This window comes from Mesorhizobium sp. USDA 4132 (assembly GCF_056279545.1).
On sequence record NZ_JBWCCP010000003.1, the window covers coordinates 40549 to 59961 of the forward strand.

At 58.6% G+C, this 19413-nt stretch carries 17 protein-coding genes and 2 pseudogenes; 5 read left to right on the top strand and 14 right to left on the bottom strand.

The annotated features are described in order from the left end of the window. Window position 1: 1 nt before the first annotated feature. From ACZ9IU_RS30670 to ACZ9IU_RS30695, 6 genes are all read right to left on the bottom strand, one after another. The gene (locus tag ACZ9IU_RS30670; protein ID WP_040125957.1) at window positions 2-1222 is read right to left on the bottom strand and encodes an NAD(P)/FAD-dependent oxidoreductase; all 1221 of its coding nucleotides are present in this window, start codon (window positions 1220-1222) and stop codon (window positions 2-4) included. Between the two features lie 8 nt (window positions 1223-1230). Next, window positions 1231-2718, bottom strand: a complete 1488-nt coding sequence (locus ACZ9IU_RS30675) for an aldehyde dehydrogenase (RefSeq protein ID WP_498957857.1) — start codon at window positions 2716-2718, stop codon at window positions 1231-1233. Window positions 2719-2781: 63 nt separating this feature from the next. Then, on the bottom strand, window positions 2782-4224 hold the full coding sequence (locus ACZ9IU_RS30680; RefSeq protein WP_040125956.1) for an APC family permease: 1443 nt from the start codon (window positions 4222-4224) through the stop codon (window positions 2782-2784). 288 nt (window positions 4225-4512) lie between these two features. Beyond that, window positions 4513-4698 (bottom strand): hypothetical protein, encoded by a 186-nt coding sequence (locus tag ACZ9IU_RS30685; RefSeq protein WP_040125955.1) that lies wholly within the window; start codon window positions 4696-4698, stop codon window positions 4513-4515. 106 nt (window positions 4699-4804) lie between these two features. Continuing rightward, window positions 4805-5125 (bottom strand): DMT family transporter, encoded by a 321-nt coding sequence (locus ACZ9IU_RS30690; RefSeq protein ID WP_040125954.1) that lies wholly within the window; start codon window positions 5123-5125, stop codon window positions 4805-4807. Window positions 5126-5165: 40 nt separating this feature from the next. Further along, on the bottom strand, window positions 5166-6449 hold the full coding sequence (locus ACZ9IU_RS30695) for an NAD(P)/FAD-dependent oxidoreductase (RefSeq protein ID WP_040125953.1): 1284 nt from the start codon (window positions 6447-6449) through the stop codon (window positions 5166-5168). Window positions 6450-6547: 98 nt separating this feature from the next. Here ACZ9IU_RS30695 and ACZ9IU_RS30700 point away from each other — a divergent pair, with 98 nt between their 5' ends. Beyond that, window positions 6548-7105, top strand: coding sequence for a TetR/AcrR family transcriptional regulator (locus tag ACZ9IU_RS30700; protein ID WP_040125952.1), 558 nt, complete (start codon window positions 6548-6550; stop codon window positions 7103-7105). Window positions 7106-7640: 535 nt separating this feature from the next. Here the strand turns inward: ACZ9IU_RS30700 and ACZ9IU_RS30705 are convergent. Then, window positions 7641-8108 carry a hypothetical protein gene (locus tag ACZ9IU_RS30705; RefSeq protein WP_157885370.1) on the bottom strand — a complete coding sequence of 156 codons (468 nt, stop codon included), beginning with the start codon at window positions 8106-8108 and terminating at the stop codon, window positions 7641-7643. A gap of 640 nt (window positions 8109-8748) precedes the next feature. On the opposite strand from ACZ9IU_RS30705, the gene ACZ9IU_RS30710 reads away from it, so the two are divergent. Then, on the top strand, window positions 8749-8967 hold the full coding sequence (locus ACZ9IU_RS30710) for a helix-turn-helix domain-containing protein (protein ID WP_040125949.1): 219 nt from the start codon (window positions 8749-8751) through the stop codon (window positions 8965-8967). Window positions 8968-9081: 114 nt separating this feature from the next. Continuing rightward, window positions 9082-9690, top strand: a complete 609-nt coding sequence (locus ACZ9IU_RS30715; protein ID WP_040125948.1) for a J domain-containing protein — start codon at window positions 9082-9084, stop codon at window positions 9688-9690. Between the two features lie 100 nt (window positions 9691-9790). Here ACZ9IU_RS30715 and ACZ9IU_RS30720 read toward each other — a convergent pair. The 3 genes and pseudogenes from ACZ9IU_RS30720 to ACZ9IU_RS30730 all read right to left on the bottom strand — a co-directional run bounded on the left by ACZ9IU_RS30720 (window position 9791) and on the right by ACZ9IU_RS30730 (window position 12484). Continuing rightward, window positions 9791-10501: pseudogene (locus ACZ9IU_RS30720) on the bottom strand (GSU2403 family nucleotidyltransferase fold protein). Between the two features lie 212 nt (window positions 10502-10713). Further along, window positions 10714-11781: an MFS transporter gene (locus ACZ9IU_RS30725; RefSeq protein WP_244447642.1), complete on the bottom strand. Its 1068-nt coding sequence runs from the start codon at window positions 11779-11781 to the stop codon at window positions 10714-10716. Between the two features lie 95 nt (window positions 11782-11876). Beyond that, window positions 11877-12484, bottom strand: a pseudogene (locus ACZ9IU_RS30730) (LysE/ArgO family amino acid transporter). Between the two features lie 94 nt (window positions 12485-12578). Here ACZ9IU_RS30730 and ACZ9IU_RS30735 point away from each other — a divergent pair. Together ACZ9IU_RS30735 and ACZ9IU_RS30740 are read left to right on the top strand one after the other, a co-directional pair. After that, entirely contained in the window at window positions 12579-13484 is a 906-nt protein-coding gene (locus ACZ9IU_RS30735) for a LysR family transcriptional regulator ArgP (protein WP_040125947.1), read from the top strand. Between the two features lie 139 nt (window positions 13485-13623). Further along, window positions 13624-14790 (top strand): IS110 family RNA-guided transposase, encoded by a 1167-nt coding sequence (locus ACZ9IU_RS30740; RefSeq protein ID WP_040125946.1) that lies wholly within the window; start codon window positions 13624-13626, stop codon window positions 14788-14790. Window positions 14791-15176: 386 nt separating this feature from the next. Here ACZ9IU_RS30740 and ACZ9IU_RS30745 read toward each other — a convergent pair whose 3' ends face one another. The 4 genes from ACZ9IU_RS30745 to ACZ9IU_RS30760 are packed head-to-tail and all read right to left on the bottom strand — an operon-like array spanning window position 15177 to window position 19248. After that, window positions 15177-15599, bottom strand: a complete 423-nt coding sequence (locus ACZ9IU_RS30745; protein WP_040125945.1) for a hypothetical protein — start codon at window positions 15597-15599, stop codon at window positions 15177-15179. Next, window positions 15574-15723: a hypothetical protein gene (locus tag ACZ9IU_RS30750; RefSeq protein ID WP_157885369.1), complete on the bottom strand. Its 150-nt coding sequence runs from the start codon at window positions 15721-15723 to the stop codon at window positions 15574-15576. The genes ACZ9IU_RS30745 and ACZ9IU_RS30750 overlap by 26 nt, the downstream gene beginning before the upstream one ends. Window positions 15724-15740: 17 nt before the next feature. Continuing rightward, window positions 15741-18272 (bottom strand): S8 family peptidase, encoded by a 2532-nt coding sequence (locus tag ACZ9IU_RS30755; protein ID WP_498957858.1) that lies wholly within the window; start codon window positions 18270-18272, stop codon window positions 15741-15743. Beyond that, window positions 18160-19248 (bottom strand): AAA family ATPase, encoded by a 1089-nt coding sequence (locus ACZ9IU_RS30760; protein ID WP_051900754.1) that lies wholly within the window; start codon window positions 19246-19248, stop codon window positions 18160-18162. The genes ACZ9IU_RS30755 and ACZ9IU_RS30760 overlap by 113 nt, the downstream gene beginning before the upstream one ends. Between the last annotated feature and the right edge of the window lie 165 nt (window positions 19249-19413).

Consider the following 19413-nt stretch of genomic DNA (forward strand, 5'->3'; position numbering starts at 1 on the left):
GTTACGCAGTCCTCTGCATTGCAAGAGTTTTGAGATCAGTCGCCGGATCAGCCAGTACTTCTGGGATGACCGGAACTCCGCCTGCGACCATGCGGCGAGCGCACATATGATCAGATGGGCTATTCACACTGTCGGCTGCGATCACCCGCCCGGATTTGAGGTGGAAAACCGTGAACTTTCCTGCCTCGGGATCACCACGAACGACGTGTCTCTCGGCGGCGAACGGCAGACCGGTCGTTTGCAATTTTGCCTGACCCTGGTCAGACCAGAACCATGGCACTGCATCGTACGACGCAGTTTCGTCCAACATTGCCGCAGCAACAGTCTTCGACTGATCGATAGCATTCTGCACGCTTTCCAACCGGACGTAGCTTCCTGCAAACCTGTTGGGATGGAAGGCGCAATCACCGGCGGCGAAAATATCAGAATCGGCGGTACGACCAACTGCATCGACAAGCACGCCATTGGGGCATTCGAGACCGGCCTCTGCTGCGATCTCGGTATTGGGCACAGCTCCGATGCCAACCAGAACGAGATCGGCGGCAATGACCTCACCGTCTCCAAGGGTAACGGTCTTGACGTGATCAGTGCCATCGATCCACGCGATCACTGCCGAGGTAACAATCCGCGTTCCCATGTCGCGGTGCATCTTGTCGAACCAAGTGGAGATTTGAGGTGCGACGGCACGCGCCATCACCCTGGGGCCAGCTTCCAGAACGGTCACCACCTTACCAGCGGCGACTGCAGTTGCGGCAACCTCAAGGCCGATGAAGCCGCCACCGACGATGACCACGTTGTTCGCTGACGTCAGGGCAGACATAAGCTTCTGGCCATCGGCCAGGCCTCGTAGCGAATAGACGCCCTCTAAATCTGCGCCAGGCACAGCGAGCTGCCGAGGCCTTGCTCCTAGGGCAAGTGCCAATTTCTCATACGAGACGGTCCCATCGTTGATTTCGACAGTCTTTGCGATACGGTCGATGCGACGTGCCTTCTGACCAAGAATAAGGTCGATGCCTTGGGCAGCGAGTGCTTCTGCCGGACGGAAGATCAGGCTCGCCGCGTCTGTTGTGCCCTTGAGGAAGGCCTTCGAGAGCGGAGGACGCTGATAGGGCGGGTGCGGCTCATCGCCGATAAGGACCACCTTGCCAGTGTAGCCCTTCTGACGAACCGAGGTTGCGATCTGCAATCCGGCCTGTCCGGCACCTAGAATTACGATTGCCATAGGAAACCTCAAAATTTGATCCACGTCGTTTTCATCTGGGTGTACTTCTCAAATGCGTGCAGCGAGTTGTCGCGGCCATTGCCGGACTGGCGCATGCCTCCAAAAGGAACCAGCGGCGAAATGAGGTCGACCGTGTTGACAGCGACAGTGCCTGCGCGCAGGGACTCAGACATTCGATGAGCCCGGGAAAGGTTTGAGGTGAACACCGACGCCATCAGTCCGTAGATGGAGTCATTGGCCATCCTCACGGCTTCCGCTTCGGTTTCGAAGGACAGAACCGAGAGTACCGGCCCGAAGATTTCCTCTTGGGCGATGATGTGCCCCGGCGTGACACCGGCAAAGATCGTCGGCTCGATAAAATTCTCTGACGATCCAATCGTGATGCGATTCCCACCGAGCACAAGGCTCGCTTCGGCACGCCCCTTCTCGATGTAGGACATAACCCGCCCGCAGTGCTCGGCATCTACCATGGAGCCCATGAGCGTATTCGGGTCGAGAGGGTTGCCGGGCGCATAAGCTCGGGAATGTGCGATCACCTTCTCTAGGAACGCATCATGAACGCCCTTCTGGACAATAAGACGCGTCGGCGAAGAGCAAATTTCACCTTGATTGTAGTGAACCCGAGCCGCCAGCTCTGCTGCTGCGTCCAGGTCGTCGGTGTCGTCGAAGATGATGTTCGGGCTTTTGCCGCCACACTCCAACCAGGCGAGCTTCATATTGGACTGAGCGGAATACGATAGAAACCTCTTGCCGACCTCAGTGGAGCCGGTGAACGCGAGGCAATCGACGTCCATGTGAAGGCCAAGCGGCTGACCGACAGCTGCACCGAAGCCGGGAAGAACGTTGAACACGCCATCGGGCACGCCTGCTTCAGCTATGAGCCTTGCCAGGTGAAGCGCAGTAAGTGGCGATTGCTCAGCAGGTTTCAGAATAACCGAGTTGCCAGCTGCCAGGGCCGGAATGCATTTCCAGACAGCCATGTCGAGGGGGAAGTTCCACGGCACAACAGCAGCCACAACACCAACTGCCTCGCGTCGGATCAGGGCTAGATTGCCCCGTGGCGCAGGAGCGATCTCGTCATAAATCTTGTCGATGGATTCAGCGAACCAGCGAACATATTCGACAAGATCAGGCAGCTCATAGGAGAAGGCGACCTGAACCGGCTTTCCCATATCCAGGGATTCGAGCAACGCAATCGTTTCAAGATCACGCTCGATCAAATCAGCCAAGCGTAACAGAACCCGCTTCCGTTCCGTCGGGCTGCGACGTGACCAAACACCGGCTTCGAATGCGGCACGAGCTACCGATACTGCTCCATCGACATCCACCTGCCCGCATTCAGCAACGAGATTGATCAGCCCATTGGTAGCCGGGTTCCGATTTTCGTAGGTCTTGCCAGACGCCGATTGCACGAACTGACCAGCGATGAAGGCGAGACCATCAGGTTTCAGCTCCGTGGCGCGGCGAGTCCAGAAGTCGAGGCTGCGAATAGACACGTTGGAATTTCCTTTGAATTCTGAAATAGACGGGGGCCGGAGACTAGCCCCCGGGCAAGACCCTCAAACTTCTTCGAGAAGTCGGGCGAGCTTTGCGTATGACTCCGGGCGAGCCTGGCGCAGCCACATGGCGTAGACCACTCCACCGACGCCGATCACGGCGACGAAGACCGGAATGAAGATGTCGAGAACGGGCGTTTGGCCACCGGTGAGCCAGGCGACGTTTGTGACCATCATCCAGAGGATCCAACCCAGAACTGCAATGCTGATGGCCGGCGCGATGAGGCGCTGCCAAAGATTGGTGTCGCGCGGATTGGAGCGAAAGAAGCCAATGACTGCGATAGCTGTGAGAACCTGCACAGCGACAATTGCGATGGAAGCCGGAGCTGCTGCGACAGGCATAAGCTGGGTGATAGGATCGACGCCGAGCAGACCTGCAACCAATACGGCCACCAGCATGAGGCCACTCTGAAATGCACTGGCCACATGCGGTGATTGCTGGGTCGGATGCAGCTTGGCAAAACCGGTCCAGATCACGCCTTCACGACCCAAGGAGAAGAAATAGCGGGAAAGCGTATTCTGGAAGCTCAAGATCGCAGCAAATAGCGACGTGATCATAAGCAGTTCCATGGCGGTTGCAGCCCAACCACCCAAGACCTTAGTAGCGATATCGAACCAGATCATCCCGGGGTTGCTGGCGGCTTGAGCAAGGGCCAGCTCCGTGCCGTAGGCGGAAATCATAAACCAGGTCGCCGAGCCATCGAGAAGCGTGATAACCGCGACAGCAAAGAAAAGGGCGAGAGGAATGTTTCGCTTCGGGTTACGGGCCTCTTCTGAATAGATTGCGGCGGTTTCGAAGCCCATGAACGCGGCGATGACGAATACCACTGCGGAGCCAAAACCCGGCGTAAAGACAACGGAAGGCTGGAACGACTCCATGACCCAACCATCCGGTCCGGGCCCCTGGAAAAGAACGCCAACATTGAAGACTAGCGCAATGCCGACTTCCGCCAGCATCAGCAGACCGAGGACGCGACCGTTGAACTGTATGTTTCGGCTTGCGAACACGTGAACGATTGCGACGAAGGCGGCACAGATGATCCACCAGGGAAGTTCGAGACCAGTCACCCTCGTGAAGAGCATCGAGCCGAAGAGGCCGAACATGCCGTATAGGGCTAGATTCAAACTGGCGTACGCGACGACTGCCAGGAATGCAGCCCCTACCCCGGCCGGATGCCCCAGACCATTGGAAACGTAAGCGTAGAACGCGCCAGCATTCTTGATGTGGTGAGACATCGCTGCGAAGCCGATGCTGAAGATCAGATACGCTAGACCGATCAGCAGAAAGACCGACGGCAAGCCCAAACCGTTGCCGAAGGCGATGGCAGTTGGAACCGCACCGATGATGACCGTCAGCGGTCCGTTTGTTGCGATGACGAGAAGCACAATGCTCAGGACGCCCAGCGCGTCTTTCCTGAGCGTCGGAGCGGACGCTTCGTGCGACATGTTGTTCCCTCTTTTTTATACAACGGTTGTTTTAAAAAAGAATTAGTAACTGTTGTCAAAGGAATTCGTTGCTGCGACGCACAAAATTTAGCAATTGCTGACGCTGCCTGTTTATTAATCACCGCCCGCGTGCAACGGGCGGTGGCAGTCGGAGTGGGTTCAAGAACAAGGACGATATTTGCGGGTCTCGACTGGCCGCATCGGTTGATCAAACCTACGGTATCGGAGGGTCGAGCCTAGCACCTTGCTGCAGGAAGGCGGCCGGTCCGGCTGGCTGGCAGAAGCCTATCACTGCATCGGGTCGATCACGAACCACACCTCCGGCGCCACTACGAGCTTCATCGCGGAGGTAAACAAAGCGACCAGATAGGCGTGGTGGTGCGCATTGATCATGTTTATGCCCGCGAGCGTGATCAGCATGGCCCCCAACAAGCGGCAGTAAGGTAATGAGAGAGAGATGCGCCGGTCAATCATGGGGCTTTTATGCCAAGGAAGAGTGCTCCCTTAGCAGCGCTTGCACGAGCTCACCAAGATATATTATTGCGAGGGGAAAGACGCGAATCCGGCCGGTCGAGGAGAACTAGTGGCCGGACGTCAGCTTCAGGCCGGCGATGCACCCTACGACGCCCAGCACCAGCAGGATGCGGACCGGAGTTGCCGGTTCACCAAAAAATGCCATGCCGATTGCGACTGTGCCAAGGGCGCCGATTCCGGTCCAGATCGCGTATCCCGTGCCTAGAGGAATTACCCGCGTTGCCATTTCCAGCAGCACCATGCTCAGGATGATGCACACCATGAACGCGAGCGTCCAGGGGATGTTACGGAAGCCGTCCGTGAAGCGCATGCAGGTCGTGAATCCGACTTCGAAGACGCCGCCAAGTATCAGATAGAGCCAAGCCATTTTTACACCTATGCTGTGAATGTGGGAGAGTTTTGGACTGCTATCGAGTCCTTGTGGCGTCCGGCCGACGCGCCACCGTCCGCGTTAGAAGCCGCGCTCCGCGCCCGCGTGTAAACCAAGCCCAGGCCCAGTTCACATAGACGGTGAGCTTGCTGCGGAAATCGATGAGCAGGAACAGATGCACCATTGACCAGGCCGCCCATGCCGGGTAGCCGCGAAGGCGTAGCCACCCAAAATCGGCAATGGCCTTGGATCGCCCGATGACAGCCATGGTGCCCCAATTGCGATAGCGGAACGCCCGGGACGTCTTGCGGCCGGCCGCGCGGGCGATGATCAGGCACCCGACGTAGCGGCCCTGCTGCTTAGCCACGGGCGCCAGTCCGGGCAGCGGCTTCCCCCCGATCTGGTAGCTCGAAACGTCCCCGATCGCAAAAATATCCGGGTGACCTGGCACCGAGCAATCATCCAGCACTTTAATCGAGTTGTTACGTGCACATTCCGCGCCCAGCCAGGCGCCGGCCGGCCGGGCTTGTGTTCCGGCCGCCCAAAAGACGTTCTGGGTGGAGATCCGTGTGTCGGCAACCACCATCCCATAGGCGTCGATGTGTTCGACAGCTGCGCTCAGGATAACCTCAACCCCATGTGCGCGCAGCGCCTTGAGGGCATACTGCGACTGGTTTTCAGTGAAGGCCGACAGCACACGGGGGCCTGCCTCAACCAGCAGGATGCGGACCTTGGATGAGGACAGGCGCCGGTAATTGCTTTTGAGCATGGCGCGCGTGAGTTCCGCGATCGCGCCCGCCAGCTCGACACCGGTCGGCCCGCCACCAATCACCGCGAACGTCAGCAGCGGCTCTACGTCCGTAGTGTTGTCGGCACCCTCTGCAGCCTCAAAGGCCGACAGAAGTCGCTCGCGGATGCCCAATGCGTCGTCAAGTGTCTTGAGAACCGGCGCGACGGGCTGCCACTCGTTGTGGCCGAAGAAACTGTAGTCCGCACCGGTTGCCAGGACCAGGTAGTCAAACGCGACCTTGCCGGATTTCGCTGTCAGGACCTGTTTACGGTCGGCGTTCACGCCGACAACCTCTTCCAGGATAACCGACACATTGCCGGCCTTTGCAAGCAGGCTGCGGGACGCCGAGGCGATATCCGCTGGCGAAAGCGCGGCGGTTGCGACCTGGTACAACAGTGGCTGGAACAGATGATGATTGGTGCGATCGATCAGGATTACATCCAACTCAGAGCCCGACATCGCGTTCGCCGCAGCAAGGCCTCCAAAGCCCCCTCCAACGATAATCACCCTTTTTCGATGGTGGCTCTGCATGTGCATTCTCCTTGATCTTTAACGCGCATACCTTAAAATACGAGCGTATTTTGAATGTGAAAATACGCTCGTAATTGAAAATTTCAAGGAGTTCCTGCATGGGCGCACGCCACACCGTTGATAAGGACCGAGTGATTGCGCTTGCAGAAGGGATCGTCAGTGAACGGGGCGCGGCCGCCTTGACGATCGACGCGGTTGCCAAGGCTGCAGGCATTACCAAGGGCGGCGTGCAGTCATCCTTCGGCACGAAGGACGCTTTGATTGCCGCCATGCTTGATAAGTGGATGTCGGAAGACGACCGGCGCTTTCGCGACTATCTGGGTGACGGGCCTGCGTCCCCAGCCAGGAAGGTCGCCGCCCATGTGAAGGTCACACATCAGCAGGATGAAGCCACACACTCGCGCGCAGTAAGCCTGCTGATATCCCTCCTGCAGTCGACGGAGCATCTCGAAAGCGCTCGCAGGTGGTACGCGCGACGGATCGACGGCTTGCAGGACGATAATGAGAATGACGAACGCGCTCTGCTCGCCTTCCTTGCTGCGGAAGGCGCCTTTTTTCTAAAGTTTCTCAAGCTGATTGATATTGATCAAGACCGCTGGGACCGCATTTTCACGCTGATCGACAAGCTTCTCGTCCATGGAGAGGGCGACGTGTAGCGCCGATGCGGTCAAGTGCGTCGCCTGACGATCAAACTACGAAATGCCACCTAGGGCAGAGCCCGGATCCTCAATTCCCAGGAGGGAATGCAGCTTCACCGCGACGCCGGCGACGGATCGAGGCGTGGTGCTCCACAATTCCTTTGCCAACGCCTCCTCGACATCTGCGATTTCCTCCTCGGCTTTCTTCGCCGTCGTATATCCGACCCGCTTGTCAGCCTTTCTTCCACTCACTCCGGCGGGCCGCCAATACGGCCTTTGCTTGCCGCCGCATTTCATCCTGATCAAGCGTTGGGCAAAAGACGGTCGATCTCCCGACTGGAATGGACCACCGTAAAATCGTACATTGTCTAGCACCTTAATGACTGAACGTTGCCATCATCGGCGGATCTGAGATCCTGGATGACCGTGCGCTACATTTGACACCTTCCGCAATGCAAGCAGCGGAGCAGCGACGCGGCAATCTCAGGGCAGGCAGCTTGCCGCGCCGGCTGGCTGATTCCGGAACGCGATCAGTCAGGCTCTTTCTCGGCGGTCACCCTGGATGCCGGCTCCCGCAAATCTGCACCAAATCAGAAAGGATGGTTCTGAGCTCTGGCCACGGCGCCTCCTCCAGGCCCGATCCGGGGTCCTCTGTCTCCAGCACACAGTGCAGCTTCGCAGCGATGCCGGCGACGGATTGAGATGAGGTGTTCCACAACTCCTTTGCCAAGGCGCTTTCGACTTCTGCGAGTTCCGCCTCCGCCTTCTTGGCGCGGGAGTAACCGATCCGGGCGTCCACCGCGTTCCAGTCGGCACGGCGTTCCGCCAGCTTCGCTCGGGCCGCTCGTCGTGTCTCCGTCTGATCGGGGTTCGGGAGAAGGCGATCGATCTCTTCCGTGGTGTAGGCCCACATGAAGCCGTCGCCCTCGGAGAAGCCGATTTTCACACGTGGGAAGCTGCCAAGTTCCCGAAGCATCTCGGTTTCGAGCTTCTGCTGACGACGGCAAGCCTCACTGTACAATCTGTGGGCTGCCAGCCAGTCCCTCCACAGCGAGACCGCCGGGTCGACTTGATCGGTTCGATCCCCTCCCCTCGCAGACCTGCCAGCCGCTGACGTCGCCGCAATCGACGCAGCAGCCGCGGCCAGGGACGTTCGGCGCGTTGTATTGAGTACGGCGCCCTTATTCCCAGAACAAGCCATTGGAAACACCTCCGGTGGTATCAAGATCCGTGAAGATCACCCGCAGGTCCGGAAACCGCGGTTCGCTGTGGCGACACAGCTCTGGATGTAGTTGCGTTCGATCGTGGCAACAGGCGAGTCCTTTCGATGAGACGCGATCTTGTGCCGAGCGTTGCCGTGCGCCTAGCTCTCCGCTCCGACCCCGCGGCTGTTGCCGCGACGCAGAGCCTTCCCGCCAGCCCGCATGTCACGGAGAGAGCTGTCGGTGCATACAGTAACTTTCGGCGGGTGATTGCAGACAAAGTTCTGCTATTCTCAGAATCAGCCATGATCCAAGCTCCAGAAACCAGGTTGTGGTTGAGCCTTACGCTAAGGGACGAAGGCTGGATTAATTCGTAACAGGGATACGATAACGGTAGATGATTTGCATTTCAATAAAAAATCGTATCGGTGATACGAATTGAAACCGATCCAGTGCAAAATGGCTCGGACAGCTCTAGGCTGGGGCACGCGTGATCTGGCCAGGAATGCCGGGGTTTCCCCAGACACGATTGCGAGACTCGAACGAGGTGAGAACTTGCGCGCCTCGACAATTTTTGCTGTCCAGAGCGCCATCGAAGCAGCCGGTATCGAATTCATTCCGGAGAATGGCGGGGGCGTAGGTGTACGTTTCGCGCGGGCGACCGAGCACGAGAAGTAGCGCCACTGTTCGAGACGCCCCGACGGCAGTTAGATCCCGCCCCCGACAAGAGCCGGGCCTTTCGGTCTCTTTCCTATCTTGCCTCGTGAAGCGGGGCCGTCCTACAACGGCGCCATGACCTCTGACTCAAAGATTTTTGTGAGCCTGCGGCCAATCCGCAAAAGCCAGCCTAAACATCAGGAACCAGATGGGCCAAAGTGCCAATGGGACCGATGCGAAAAGAGCGGCACGCACCGTGCGCCGGTGGGGCGTGAAGCAGAAGGGCTATTTCTGCTATTCTGTCCCACGCATTTGGTGGCATATACCGAGGGCTACAACTTTTCATCGAGCCTGTCCGACCCCGTGACCGCCCGTTATCAGCGGGAGGCCGCCAGCGGTCTTCGGGCAACCATTGGCGTAATGATCAATCGAGTTACAGAACCCCCTCTCCCATCCACGGCCCGATCAGGCTCAGCAAAAGCGATCAATGCGCGAAAGAGTGCAGCCGAGCGGCAAGCGGCAAGCGCTGCGAAACGGGTTCGCAAGCTCAAGGTTCTTCAAGCAAAAGCATTCGAGACGCTCGGCATTTCACCCGACGCGACACCTGAAGAGATCAGGAGGCGCTACAAGGAGAAACTCAAGATGCACCACCCGGACGCCAATCAAGGCGATCGCAATTCGGAAGACGAGCTCCGGGCGGCCATAGAAGCTCATAAGATCCTCAAGCTCAACGGCTTCTGTTGAAACTGGCGACGGTGCTTTCTTCTGTTGAAGCCCCGGATTCCCGGCACTCCTTTGTCCGCGACTTCAAATCAACCGCTTGGCTTTTAAGGCGATAGACAACCTATTCTCCAAACGGAAGTTCAATTTCTTCGCGATTTTTTTTGCGCCCTCGATCAGGACCGTCTTAAACCGCTCGGCATCTTCTGCCGGCAGCATCTCAGCCCCGGCTCGAATGCCTTCCTGCCACGCAGGCCCGCGTTCCCATGCTTCGTTGTAGACGAGCGCCAATTCGGCGAACCCCCTCGTCTGCAGCAGGGCCTCAAAAGCAGCGCAGCTTGGCGGACATCCTTCTCCCGCTTCGCTGCCCCCTGCCCGTCAGTGTGCCGGCGGCTGGCGACGATGAGCTTGTGGATCGCGTACCCGGACGGATCGGGGACAACGACCGGGACACCGCTTCGGTGGAGCATTGTCCTGACCGGTTCCCTTATGAGGAAGTCGAGAAAGCGCAGTGGATCCGCGCTGCCGCCGAGGGCGATCATCCCACCTTCGCGGGTCAGGGTATTTACCAAACGCCTGCGAGCGCGTAGGTCGTCCTTGTCCCGCTTATGATCGGCTACGCGCTGCGCGATATCCGGATCATCAGCAGAACCGACGTAACGACGTTTGGTACCACCATGTCTGCTGGGATGTCGAAGTACCAGTACTTGCGCCCCTTGATGTTCGCCGGGGTGAACCGACCCTCCGAAGGGAAATCCGCCGTCCATGCGGCGTCTAGCGAGCGCTGACCTATTCGGCGAGCTAATCTTCTATTTCCGATTGGGCCCCATGGCAAAAGTGAGCGATGCTCGCCTTAAAAGGTAATGAACCTACGACCAGTTTCGGATGCCACCATACGCCTACAAGCCGTTCGCCGAGTTGGCACATGCGATCCAACGCGCTCCGGTCGCCGCTCATATCAACACAGTTGGTTGCAGTTGTACCTGCAGCGGGACGCCGCTGGTCTTTCTTCATCGAGACGCTGTCTCATGGTTTCGAAATTCGCGGCTAAGCGCGATTTTGGATATTCAATCGGGTTGGTGCGAGCGCGACCGCGAGTGTCACGGCGGTCATCAATGCCGTCACCCAGACCAGCGCCGAGGACAACGACACGAACGTCAGCAGCGCACTCGCGCACACGACGCCCCCTGCCTGCGAGGTCCGCAGAAGAGCGAACAGCTCCGGCCGTCGTTCCGGAGGGGCAAGGGTATCCAGGGCCAGCGAGAAATAGGTGCCCAGAGGGGCAAGCACCACGCCGATCAGGACCGTCCCGACGACGGTCATAACCATGGAATGATTCACCGCCGCGAGTGCGGACCCCAAGGCCATGGCGGCCAGTTGGACCACCACAGCCGTTCTGGATGCCATGCGATTGCGCACGCTGATCCAGATCCCACCCGCCACCGAGGCGAGGCACAGCGGGACCGTGAACGTGATCGCCAAAGCCGGCTCGTACCCGAAATTCAGCGCCAGGGCGACGGCGCCGATTTCAATGGATGCGACAGTCGCGCCGCTGGCGGCCGCACAGGCAAACCAAAGTAGGACTTCCGGCGACAGCAGCTTCCCATGTAACGTGGGTAAGCCTTCTACACGAGCGACAGCCGCCGTCCATGGAACGACTATGGCTGGCAAGGCGCCCAGTGTCGTCATGGCCAGGAGTGCGAGGAGCGGCGAAACGGTCGCAAGGCCGGATGCGGCTACGGGCGCCAAAACAAAGGTCACTTCATTGAGCGTGGACGCGATCCCAAGTGCCCGGGGTAATCGCGAAGCTAAAACGAAGTGATTCAGCAACGTCCGGAGAAAGCCATAGGCCGCCCCGTTGACCAAGCCCGCTGCGGCCGCGAACAGAACCAGCCATTCAAAGGAAGCCCCGTAGGCCGCGCAGACCGTGATCGATGCCAATGCCATCGCGCGGAAGCTGATCAGCAGCCTGAACGTTGTCGCCGCAGGTAGGTTTCTGCCTAGTCGCGCGAGAGGTACGGCGCCGGCAATCTGCGCCAGCGTCATGGCCAAAATCATGGCCGCGCCGCCACTGGTGCTGCCGGTCAGGCTTAGGGCAATGAACGAGAAAGCCACCGGACCTGCCGCCTGCGGGACGGTCAGCGTCGCGGAGGATACGAACCACCGGAGTAGCGGCCATGAGTTTGTCAGCAGGGACGTTCCCGTCACTTTCAGATCCCACTCAGCAGTTCGAACGCAATCAGCCACATAACACATGCGATGCCCGCTTCGAGGATGCGCCAAGACGATGGACGGGAAAACACCGGCCCAAGGCGTGTCGAGCCGTATCCGAGCGAAAGAAAAACAGGAAGGATCCCGTGGTTGCACCGGCCGCGAACGCGAACTGATGTCCGGGGAACCGGGTCGCAACTGTGCCGAGGAGCACAACCGTATCCAGATAGACGTGCGGGTTCAGCCAGGTGAGCGCGAGGCACATCGCCATTGTTCCTGCGAAGCTGGCCGGCGTGCCGTCCCTTACCTCCAAAGCTCCGGAACCTCTCAGCGCCGAAAGTAGGCTTTTGGCGCCATACCAGACCAGGAATGCCGCGCCGCCGTACCGCATGACAGGGTCAAGCCACGGAAGCACCCCGACGATCTGCTGCAGGCTGGCGACCCCGAGAACGATCAGAATGGCATCCGAAAGAGCGCAGGAAAGGCAGACGGCGAACACGTATTCGTTGCGAAGTCCCTGCCGCAGCACAAAAGCATTTTGCGCACCTATCGCGACGATGAGGCTAAGTCCCATCATCATCCCGGTAAAATAAATTGTAAGGTCCATTTTGCCAGTCGCACTCCGATCTGACAGATCGATAGACCACCTCAGCAAGTTAGGCTAATTAAAGATCATAACCTAGATTAAGTGTAACTAATCCGTGATCGACTACACCGCCCTCCGCGTACTCCACGCCGTCATCCAGTCCGGCAGTTTCGAAAAGGCTGCCACCGTTTTGAATGTCACCCCCTCAGCGGTGTCCCAGCGAGTAAAGCAGCTGGAGGAGCGGGTGGGTGCGGCGCTTGTCGTGCGTGGCACTCCATGTGTGGCCACGGAAAAAGGTGATCAGCTCTGCAGCCATATGGAAAATGTCGGCATTCTGGAACATGATCTGCTCAAGGAGTTGCCGTCTCTGGCCGACCCGCACGGCCCCCAGCAACGGGTCACGCTGCGGATCGCGACCAACGCCGACAGTCTCGGAACATGGTTTCTGGAGGCGATGGCGGAGTTCTCGAAGTCGTCGGATTACCTGTTGAACCTTTCGGTGGATGATCAGGATTATACATCCGACTGGCTTCAGCAGGGAAAGGTGATCGCGGCGGTATCCGGCTCCGATAAGCCTATTTCGGGATGCCGGCGCTTTCCGCTGGGGGCGCTTCGCTACCATGCGACCGCCAGTCCTGGGTTCATCACCCGCCGTTTCGCGGGAGGCGTCACGCCGGAAACCCTGGCGGATGCGCCCTCCCTGACCTTCGACCAGAAAGACCGGCTTCAGTCCGATTGGGTTCGTCAAACGTTAGGCGAATCCGTCAGTCTGCCGACGCACTGGTTGCCGTCTACACAAAGTTTCGTCGAGGCGAGCCTTATGGGTATGGGGTGGGGAATGAACCCCATCCAGCTCGTCAGGGACCACCTGGAGGCCGGACGCCTGGTGGAACTCCTGCCAGGTAAGACGCTCGACGTGCCGCTGTACTGGCACATCAATCGGCTGGCCGCAGACCGTCTCAATGCCTTGACCCGGTGTGTCAGCGAAGTGGCCGGCCGGACTTTAATTCGAATGGAATAACAAGTATCCGAGCCTATCTCAGATAAGCAAGAGCTTGGGATCGGCCGACATAAGTGGGCTCTTGAGATCCCATCAGGGGTGAGTAGCGGCCTGCTCCGTGGCAGAGTGAGGTCGCTAGAAAACTCTCTGGAGGCCAACCATGCCGATGACAGCAGATCAATCTCAAAAGCAAACCGCTACTCTCGTCGATCTTGGCGCAATTTTCGTCTCGTTGGAATTGAGTAAATCGACTTGGCTGGTGACGGCACTGTCACCGTGTAGCGAGAAGATGTCCCGCTACACCGTCACCGGAGGCGACATCGCCGGCCTGTTCTCGTGCTTCGCTGAGCTTCGCCTGAAGGCCAAACGGCGAAAGAGTATGCTTTACCCAATGGTGGTGATTCAAGAGGCCGGGCTGGATGGCTTCTGGCTGGGACGAATGCTGAGCAAGGAAGCTTGGATAGAGAGCCACATCGTAGAGGCCGCATCGATTGCAATGCCGCGCCGGCACCGCCGAGCGAAAACAGATCGCATCGATGGCGAAACGCTGATCCGCGCTTTGATTGCATGGAAGCGCGGCGAGCCCCGCGCCTGCTCGATGGTCAAGCTTCTCACCGCCGAGGAAGAGGACAACCGACGGATTGGGCGGGAACGGAAAACTCTGATTGCCGAGCGGGTCTTCCACGTCAATCGCATAAAGGGATTGCTCTTCACTCAAGGAATTCGGGACTACCAACCGGTCAATCGAGATCGACGGCAGCGTCTGGACGAGCTTCGGACTGGCGATGGTCGGCCGCTCTCCAAACACCTGAAGGCCGAAATCTCCAGAGAACTTGATCGCCTGGAATTGTTGCTCACACAAATCAAGGCGGTCGAAGCAGAGCGAGATGCCTTGATCGTCCGTGAGACATCTGAGACACCGAAGGAAGCAACCGCTCTTCTCGGCGTCAAAGGAATAGGGCCGGAATTCGCTACTATACTCTACACCGAAGGCCTATTCCGACACTTCGACAACCGACGCCAAATCGCATCGTACGCAGGCCTTGCCCCCTCCCCTTGGCAAAGCGGTAACGTCAATCGCGAACAGGGTGTGTCCAAGGCGGGAAATCCGCGTTTACGAGCAACCATGGTCGAGCTCGCCTGGCTTTGGTTGCGACATCAACCAAAATCGACGCTAGCGATATGGTTCAAAGAGCGCATCGCTCAAAACGCCGGTCGCTTAAAGACGCCGATGGTCGTGGCGCTCGCGCGTAAGCTGCTCGTGGCTCTCTGGAAGTATGTGAGTTCCGGCGTCGTGATCGAAGGTGCGATCATGAAAACCGCCTGAAGCCGGACGTGCCTATAACGAAAATTCGAATCCTCAGGGCCTGATCAGTCCTGACGGATCCAGGTGAACGGACCGGGGATCCTTTTGGCCCTCAAATGCCGATCTTGAGTTTGGTCCCGTTCTCCTGAGCCCGTGCCCGTCGAATGCGGGATAATGGTGCAGCCGCTAAGAACGGCGACCGGATGTGAGGTTGTATAGGCCCGAGAATCGGGCCGGTAATTACTATGGGCTCAGACCGGGATCCGCTTACCAAGGAGAAATTCGATGCCACTCGGATGAACGATTGACAAAAAACCTGATGTGAAAGGATTCGAACTGAAAACCGCCTGTAATTTATGCTAACCGCCTGTAATCATAAATAATACGAGTTCGCACGGCGAATGTTATTAATGTCGGGCGTTCGGAATGCAGAGCGGGCGGACATAATTGTCGATGTTGGCCGGGCGTGGAAACTGCTGACTTAGAAAGGTAAGGACGGTCGTGCAAAGGTCCAGAGACCAAGCGCACCTTGATGCCGTAAATGCCATTTCCTCGTCACGTGGCACATCTGCATTATCGTCCTGAATGTGAACTTTGTTCCGAAATTTGCGCAGCATATGAAGCTCGTCGTAGATGCTTCCGCCGCGCGCGTTAAGTAGCTCGTATTTACGCATCACATCGATGATGTTGTTGAGCTTGTCGACTTTTTTGCCTTCGATTTCTTGGCGATCGGCTTCCGCGATATTGGGCACGCCTTCGCGGTTGAAATTCTGGGCGCGATAGATGATTTGCCCAAGCGCCGCCTCAAAGTATCGAGCCGACTTGAACAACCACAAGCTTGTTCAGGCTGCCGTCGCCATTATGCTCGCAGACCGACCGCAGCACATCTGCATTGTAGACGAGATTGTCGCCGACTTTAAAATCGCCGATGAAATTTGACGGGATCTCTACCACTATATCTATCTTCCTTTTTACGGGGCAGCTCGCTGCGCCGGACGCGGCTGAACTCGGTTTCTCACCTGATCGTAGAGCCTGAGTTCACCGGGCATTGCGAGCGTGACAGCCAGACCGAAGGGTACGAGATCGTCAACGGGGGACGCCGGGTCAGGCTCTCGTTGGATTTTCAGGCGTAAGCTCATGCCGTCCGCGACAACTGCGGCCTGCGCGCCGCTCCACACCCGAGTGAAGACGGTGCCACGATTGGTCTGGTTGCCGTCCGGTTGCCAGGCCTCTGCGGAAACGCCAAGGCCTGCGATTTCGGCTGGATCGAGGATCTTCATCCTTACAGCGCGATAGGACTTGCGGCCAGGAATGACCGGAGTGAACCACGCCAGCGTGGCGGACAGCGAATGAGAGCGTGCCTGCCCGCCAATCGCAGCCGGAACCGGCACCAGCACATCGACGCTCCGTTCACGTCCGAGCGAACCAACACACCAGAAAGTGGCGCGGTCCGCAGCACAGGCAACCGCGTCATCACTGTCAAATACGCCATAGCCGAGAAAGCGGCGAATGTTGTCCTTTTGGCGGGGAGCCTGACCCTGCCCAAACGGCCCAAGGAGTTGCTTGACGAGACCAGCCGCCGCATTCGGCCAACGCGCGGGGTGTACAAGCAAGGCCTTGATGAGAACAGCTCGCTGCACATTCGTTAGCTGGAGGAACTCCTGACCGTAAGCCGTCTCTAGTGCGTCGTGAATGCGATGCGCCGTGCGGGAAGCCAGTGCGGTCGCCGCACTTGTGCCGTTTGTAAACCCTTCGGCATTTTCAAGGCCCGGCCGCGGCGGCGCAGCGACTTTGAGCCCCGCTCCTCGACTCGGGCCCGCCGGCGAGACCATGATGCTGTCTGCGCTTGCAACGACGCGAAGATGTTCCCGCGCCCCCGGCATTAGGATATCTGGCTTTACCGAGCCTGCGAAACCCGGCCCCAAAGCGCTGGACGGGTTTGCCGTGTCCAAGTCCGAGAACGGATTTACGTTTGCGCGCGCTAGTGCCCGGTCAAGTTCAGGCACCCAATCCAGATTACGGGCGCCGATCGTCAGCCCATTGATGGTCTCTGACGGAGATAGTAGCCGGCGGTCTGCAACAATAGCCGCGACGGCGTGGAGAACACCACGTGCGCGCTGATCGGCGTTGGCATCCTCAAACGCGACCCTGTTTGCAAAGGCGGCCACAGGAAATTGCGCCGTGATATTGCCAGCACTCACGAGGAACAGGATGCCGAATTGAAACGCGAGCCTGTCAAGAAGTCGTGCCCAAGGCGATAGCTGCCCGTAAAATGGTCGCCTGATGTTGCCGAGCGAAATATTTACGATGATGACGTGCGGTGCCGATGGCTGAGCGCCAGCGCGCATACGCATGACGGCTTGATAGATTAAATCGATGATCAGCCTGTCCGAAGGAAAGCGATCATTGTTGCCGAGCACGGGTATACAATGCACTTGGCGTGGCAGCGGTGGTTCTGGTCTGTTGCGATCCCCATGAACGACGAGGGATGCCATGGCTGACCCATGGACGCGCTGAGCGACGAGCGCGCCAGGCTCAAGCCCGAAATGATCTTCGACGCTCAAATGGTTTTGCAGCAGGGGGTGCCCCGCGACGGGAACGCCGTCAAGAAGTGCAAGGATCGGGTCTGCTGTTACAGGACCCGGTGCGGGGGCGGGGGCAGCCGGCAGAAGATCGTTGGCGTCAATCGCCGTCACCACGCTTTGCGGGCGAATGTGCATGATCGGCTCGACGCCGGCCAGGCTGCCCGGACCCCGCTCGGCCACTATACGAACGGCTGCGACAGGCAATTCGGCGAGGATAGCGTGGTAGGCAATGTCATCGAGCCGAGAGCGACTGAGCACGCGACCGCCGCTTTGCCCGATCGCGGCCGTTACCGTCGCTTCACTGATCGTACCCGCTTCGGCAGAAACACGGAACACGAGTTCGATTTCAAGAGGAATGAGCTCGTCATCCGCTCGACCTTCGATCTCCTCAACGAGGACATCTGCATCCAACGGTTGGACGCGGTCGGCGGGACCCCAAACACGAAGGTCACGAAGACAGGCGAATACGTCCCGCCATGGAGTAAACCCTTGTGGCAACACTCGGCCCGCCACCCACGTGCGCCATAGCGATTCGATTTGCCGCAGCGCCCGCAAGTCCGGCACGAGCAGATAGGCGACAGGTGCCTTGTCCTCATCGTCCGGCAGTTCCTCTTCGTCGATAAGTTCAAGGCCCGGCACGTTGTTGATTGCCCGGGCAAAGGTCGCAATACTTCCCTTCACTTCGAATACTAGCAGTCGCTCGGGCGCCAGCGCAGCAGGGTCCGCGCGAAGTGCTAGACCTGCTGGGTCGCGCTGCAGCACGTCTGTCAGGCGCTGAAATTTCGGGCCAAAGCGCTGGTTCTGGTCAGCGGTCGCGTTTGGTTGAGGGCCGCGTACGACCGCTTGACGGCCGGGTGCTCTTGGCTGCGGGGCGCTCGGATGCAGCCTCAGTATCGGTTTGGTCGGATCGCTCGCCATTCAAAACCTCGGGACTAACTCTTGTTGCCCAGAGGTCCAGTTCTGAACGAAGTGCATCGTCGATGGAAAGCTCCCCCAAGCCCAATATCTGTCGTCTTCGCACGTTTTGGCAGAAATCCAAAGCCTCTGCAAAACTTACGGTACCCAATTTCGCGGCGATCGATTTCGCCGCAGCCTTGGGCGCCTCGGGCCATTGCGAGATGACGCGGTCGAGGAAGACCCCGATCCTCTGCCGATCCGGGGCCGGGAAAGCCAATCGCATCTGGAAACGCCGCCAGACGGCCCGATCCAGCAACTCGGCATGGTTGGTGGCGGCGATCACGACGACGTAGCTGGGCAGCTGGTCGAGCTGCATAAGCAGGAACGAGACCACGCGCTTGATTTCGCCGGTCTCGTGAGTATCACCACGCTCCTTGCCGATGGAATCGAACTCGTCGAAGAAGAGCACGCTCGGTCGCGTGCGGACATAGTCGAAGAGCTTGCGCAAACGCGCATTGGTCTCGCCCAGATAGCTTCCGATCAGGGCATCGTACCGGACCACAAAAAACGGCAGCCCGAGTGCCTCAGCGACAGCCTCGGCAAAGGAGGTCTTGCCGTTGCCCGGTGGTCCTGAGAGCAGGACCCGATGGCGCGGCTCGTAGCCGTGCGCGCGCAAGACATCGGCACGAGTGTGTTCTTCGATGAGCTGGCGACCGCCCTGCTCCACCGGAAGCGGGAGCATCAGCTGGTTGAGTTGAAGCCGTGGCTCAAGTTCGAGTATCGTGTCCTTGCCTGACCCGGCAGGGCTCGAGGCAGCCGTCAAGGCCGGTGGTGTGACGGCGACCGTAGCTAGAGCCCGTTCGAGTCGATCAGCGACGATGTTGTGGTTTTGTGCCCGCTCTTCGGCGACAAGCGCTTCGGTTGCGGATTTCAGCATCGCCCGATCGCCGGACGCACCGGCGCGTACAAGGGAAATGAGAAGGTCGCTTCGGGCCATGTCGGTCGCGTTTCTGAAGGTTCTGGACGTAAACTCGCGGCAACGCGAATCGTAACTCACTTAGTTTAAGAAGTCTTCCCCTGCCCATCCCCCTCAAGCCGTCTGTCAGGTCTATACACTGGATTTGTGTTCTGGGCAGCTTATGCATCTCATTTATGCAAGGCG

Bases quoted from the DNA above. Each gene is read 5' to 3' on its own strand.
- ACZ9IU_RS30680 (WP_040125956.1), bottom strand. From the start codon at position 4,224: ATGTCGCACGAAGCGTCCGCTCCGACGCTCAGGAAAGACGCGCTGGGC.
- ACZ9IU_RS30710 (WP_040125949.1), top strand. From the start codon at position 8,749: ATGGCTCGGACAGCTCTAGGCTGGGGCACGCGTGATCTGGCCAGGAAT.
- ACZ9IU_RS30690 (WP_040125954.1), bottom strand. From the start codon at position 5,125: ATGGCTTGGCTCTATCTGATACTTGGCGGCGTCTTCGAAGTCGGATTC.
- ACZ9IU_RS30670 (WP_040125957.1), bottom strand. From the start codon at position 1,222: ATGGCAATCGTAATTCTAGGTGCCGGACAGGCCGGATTGCAGATCGCA.
- ACZ9IU_RS30740 (WP_040125946.1), top strand. From the start codon at position 13,624: ATGCCGATGACAGCAGATCAATCTCAAAAGCAAACCGCTACTCTCGTC.
- ACZ9IU_RS30760 (WP_051900754.1), bottom strand. From the start codon at position 19,248: ATGGCCCGAAGCGACCTTCTCATTTCCCTTGTACGCGCCGGTGCGTCC.
- ACZ9IU_RS30700 (WP_040125952.1), top strand. From the start codon at position 6,548: ATGGGCGCACGCCACACCGTTGATAAGGACCGAGTGATTGCGCTTGCA.
- ACZ9IU_RS30715 (WP_040125948.1), top strand. From the start codon at position 9,082: ATGACCTCTGACTCAAAGATTTTTGTGAGCCTGCGGCCAATCCGCAAA.
- ACZ9IU_RS30755 (WP_498957858.1), bottom strand. From the start codon at position 18,272: ATGGCGAGCGATCCGACCAAACCGATACTGAGGCTGCATCCGAGCGCC.
- ACZ9IU_RS30695 (WP_040125953.1), bottom strand. From the start codon at position 6,449: ATGCAGAGCCACCATCGAAAAAGGGTGATTATCGTTGGAGGGGGCTTT.
- ACZ9IU_RS30685 (WP_040125955.1), bottom strand. From the start codon at position 4,698: ATGATTGACCGGCGCATCTCTCTCTCATTACCTTACTGCCGCTTGTTG.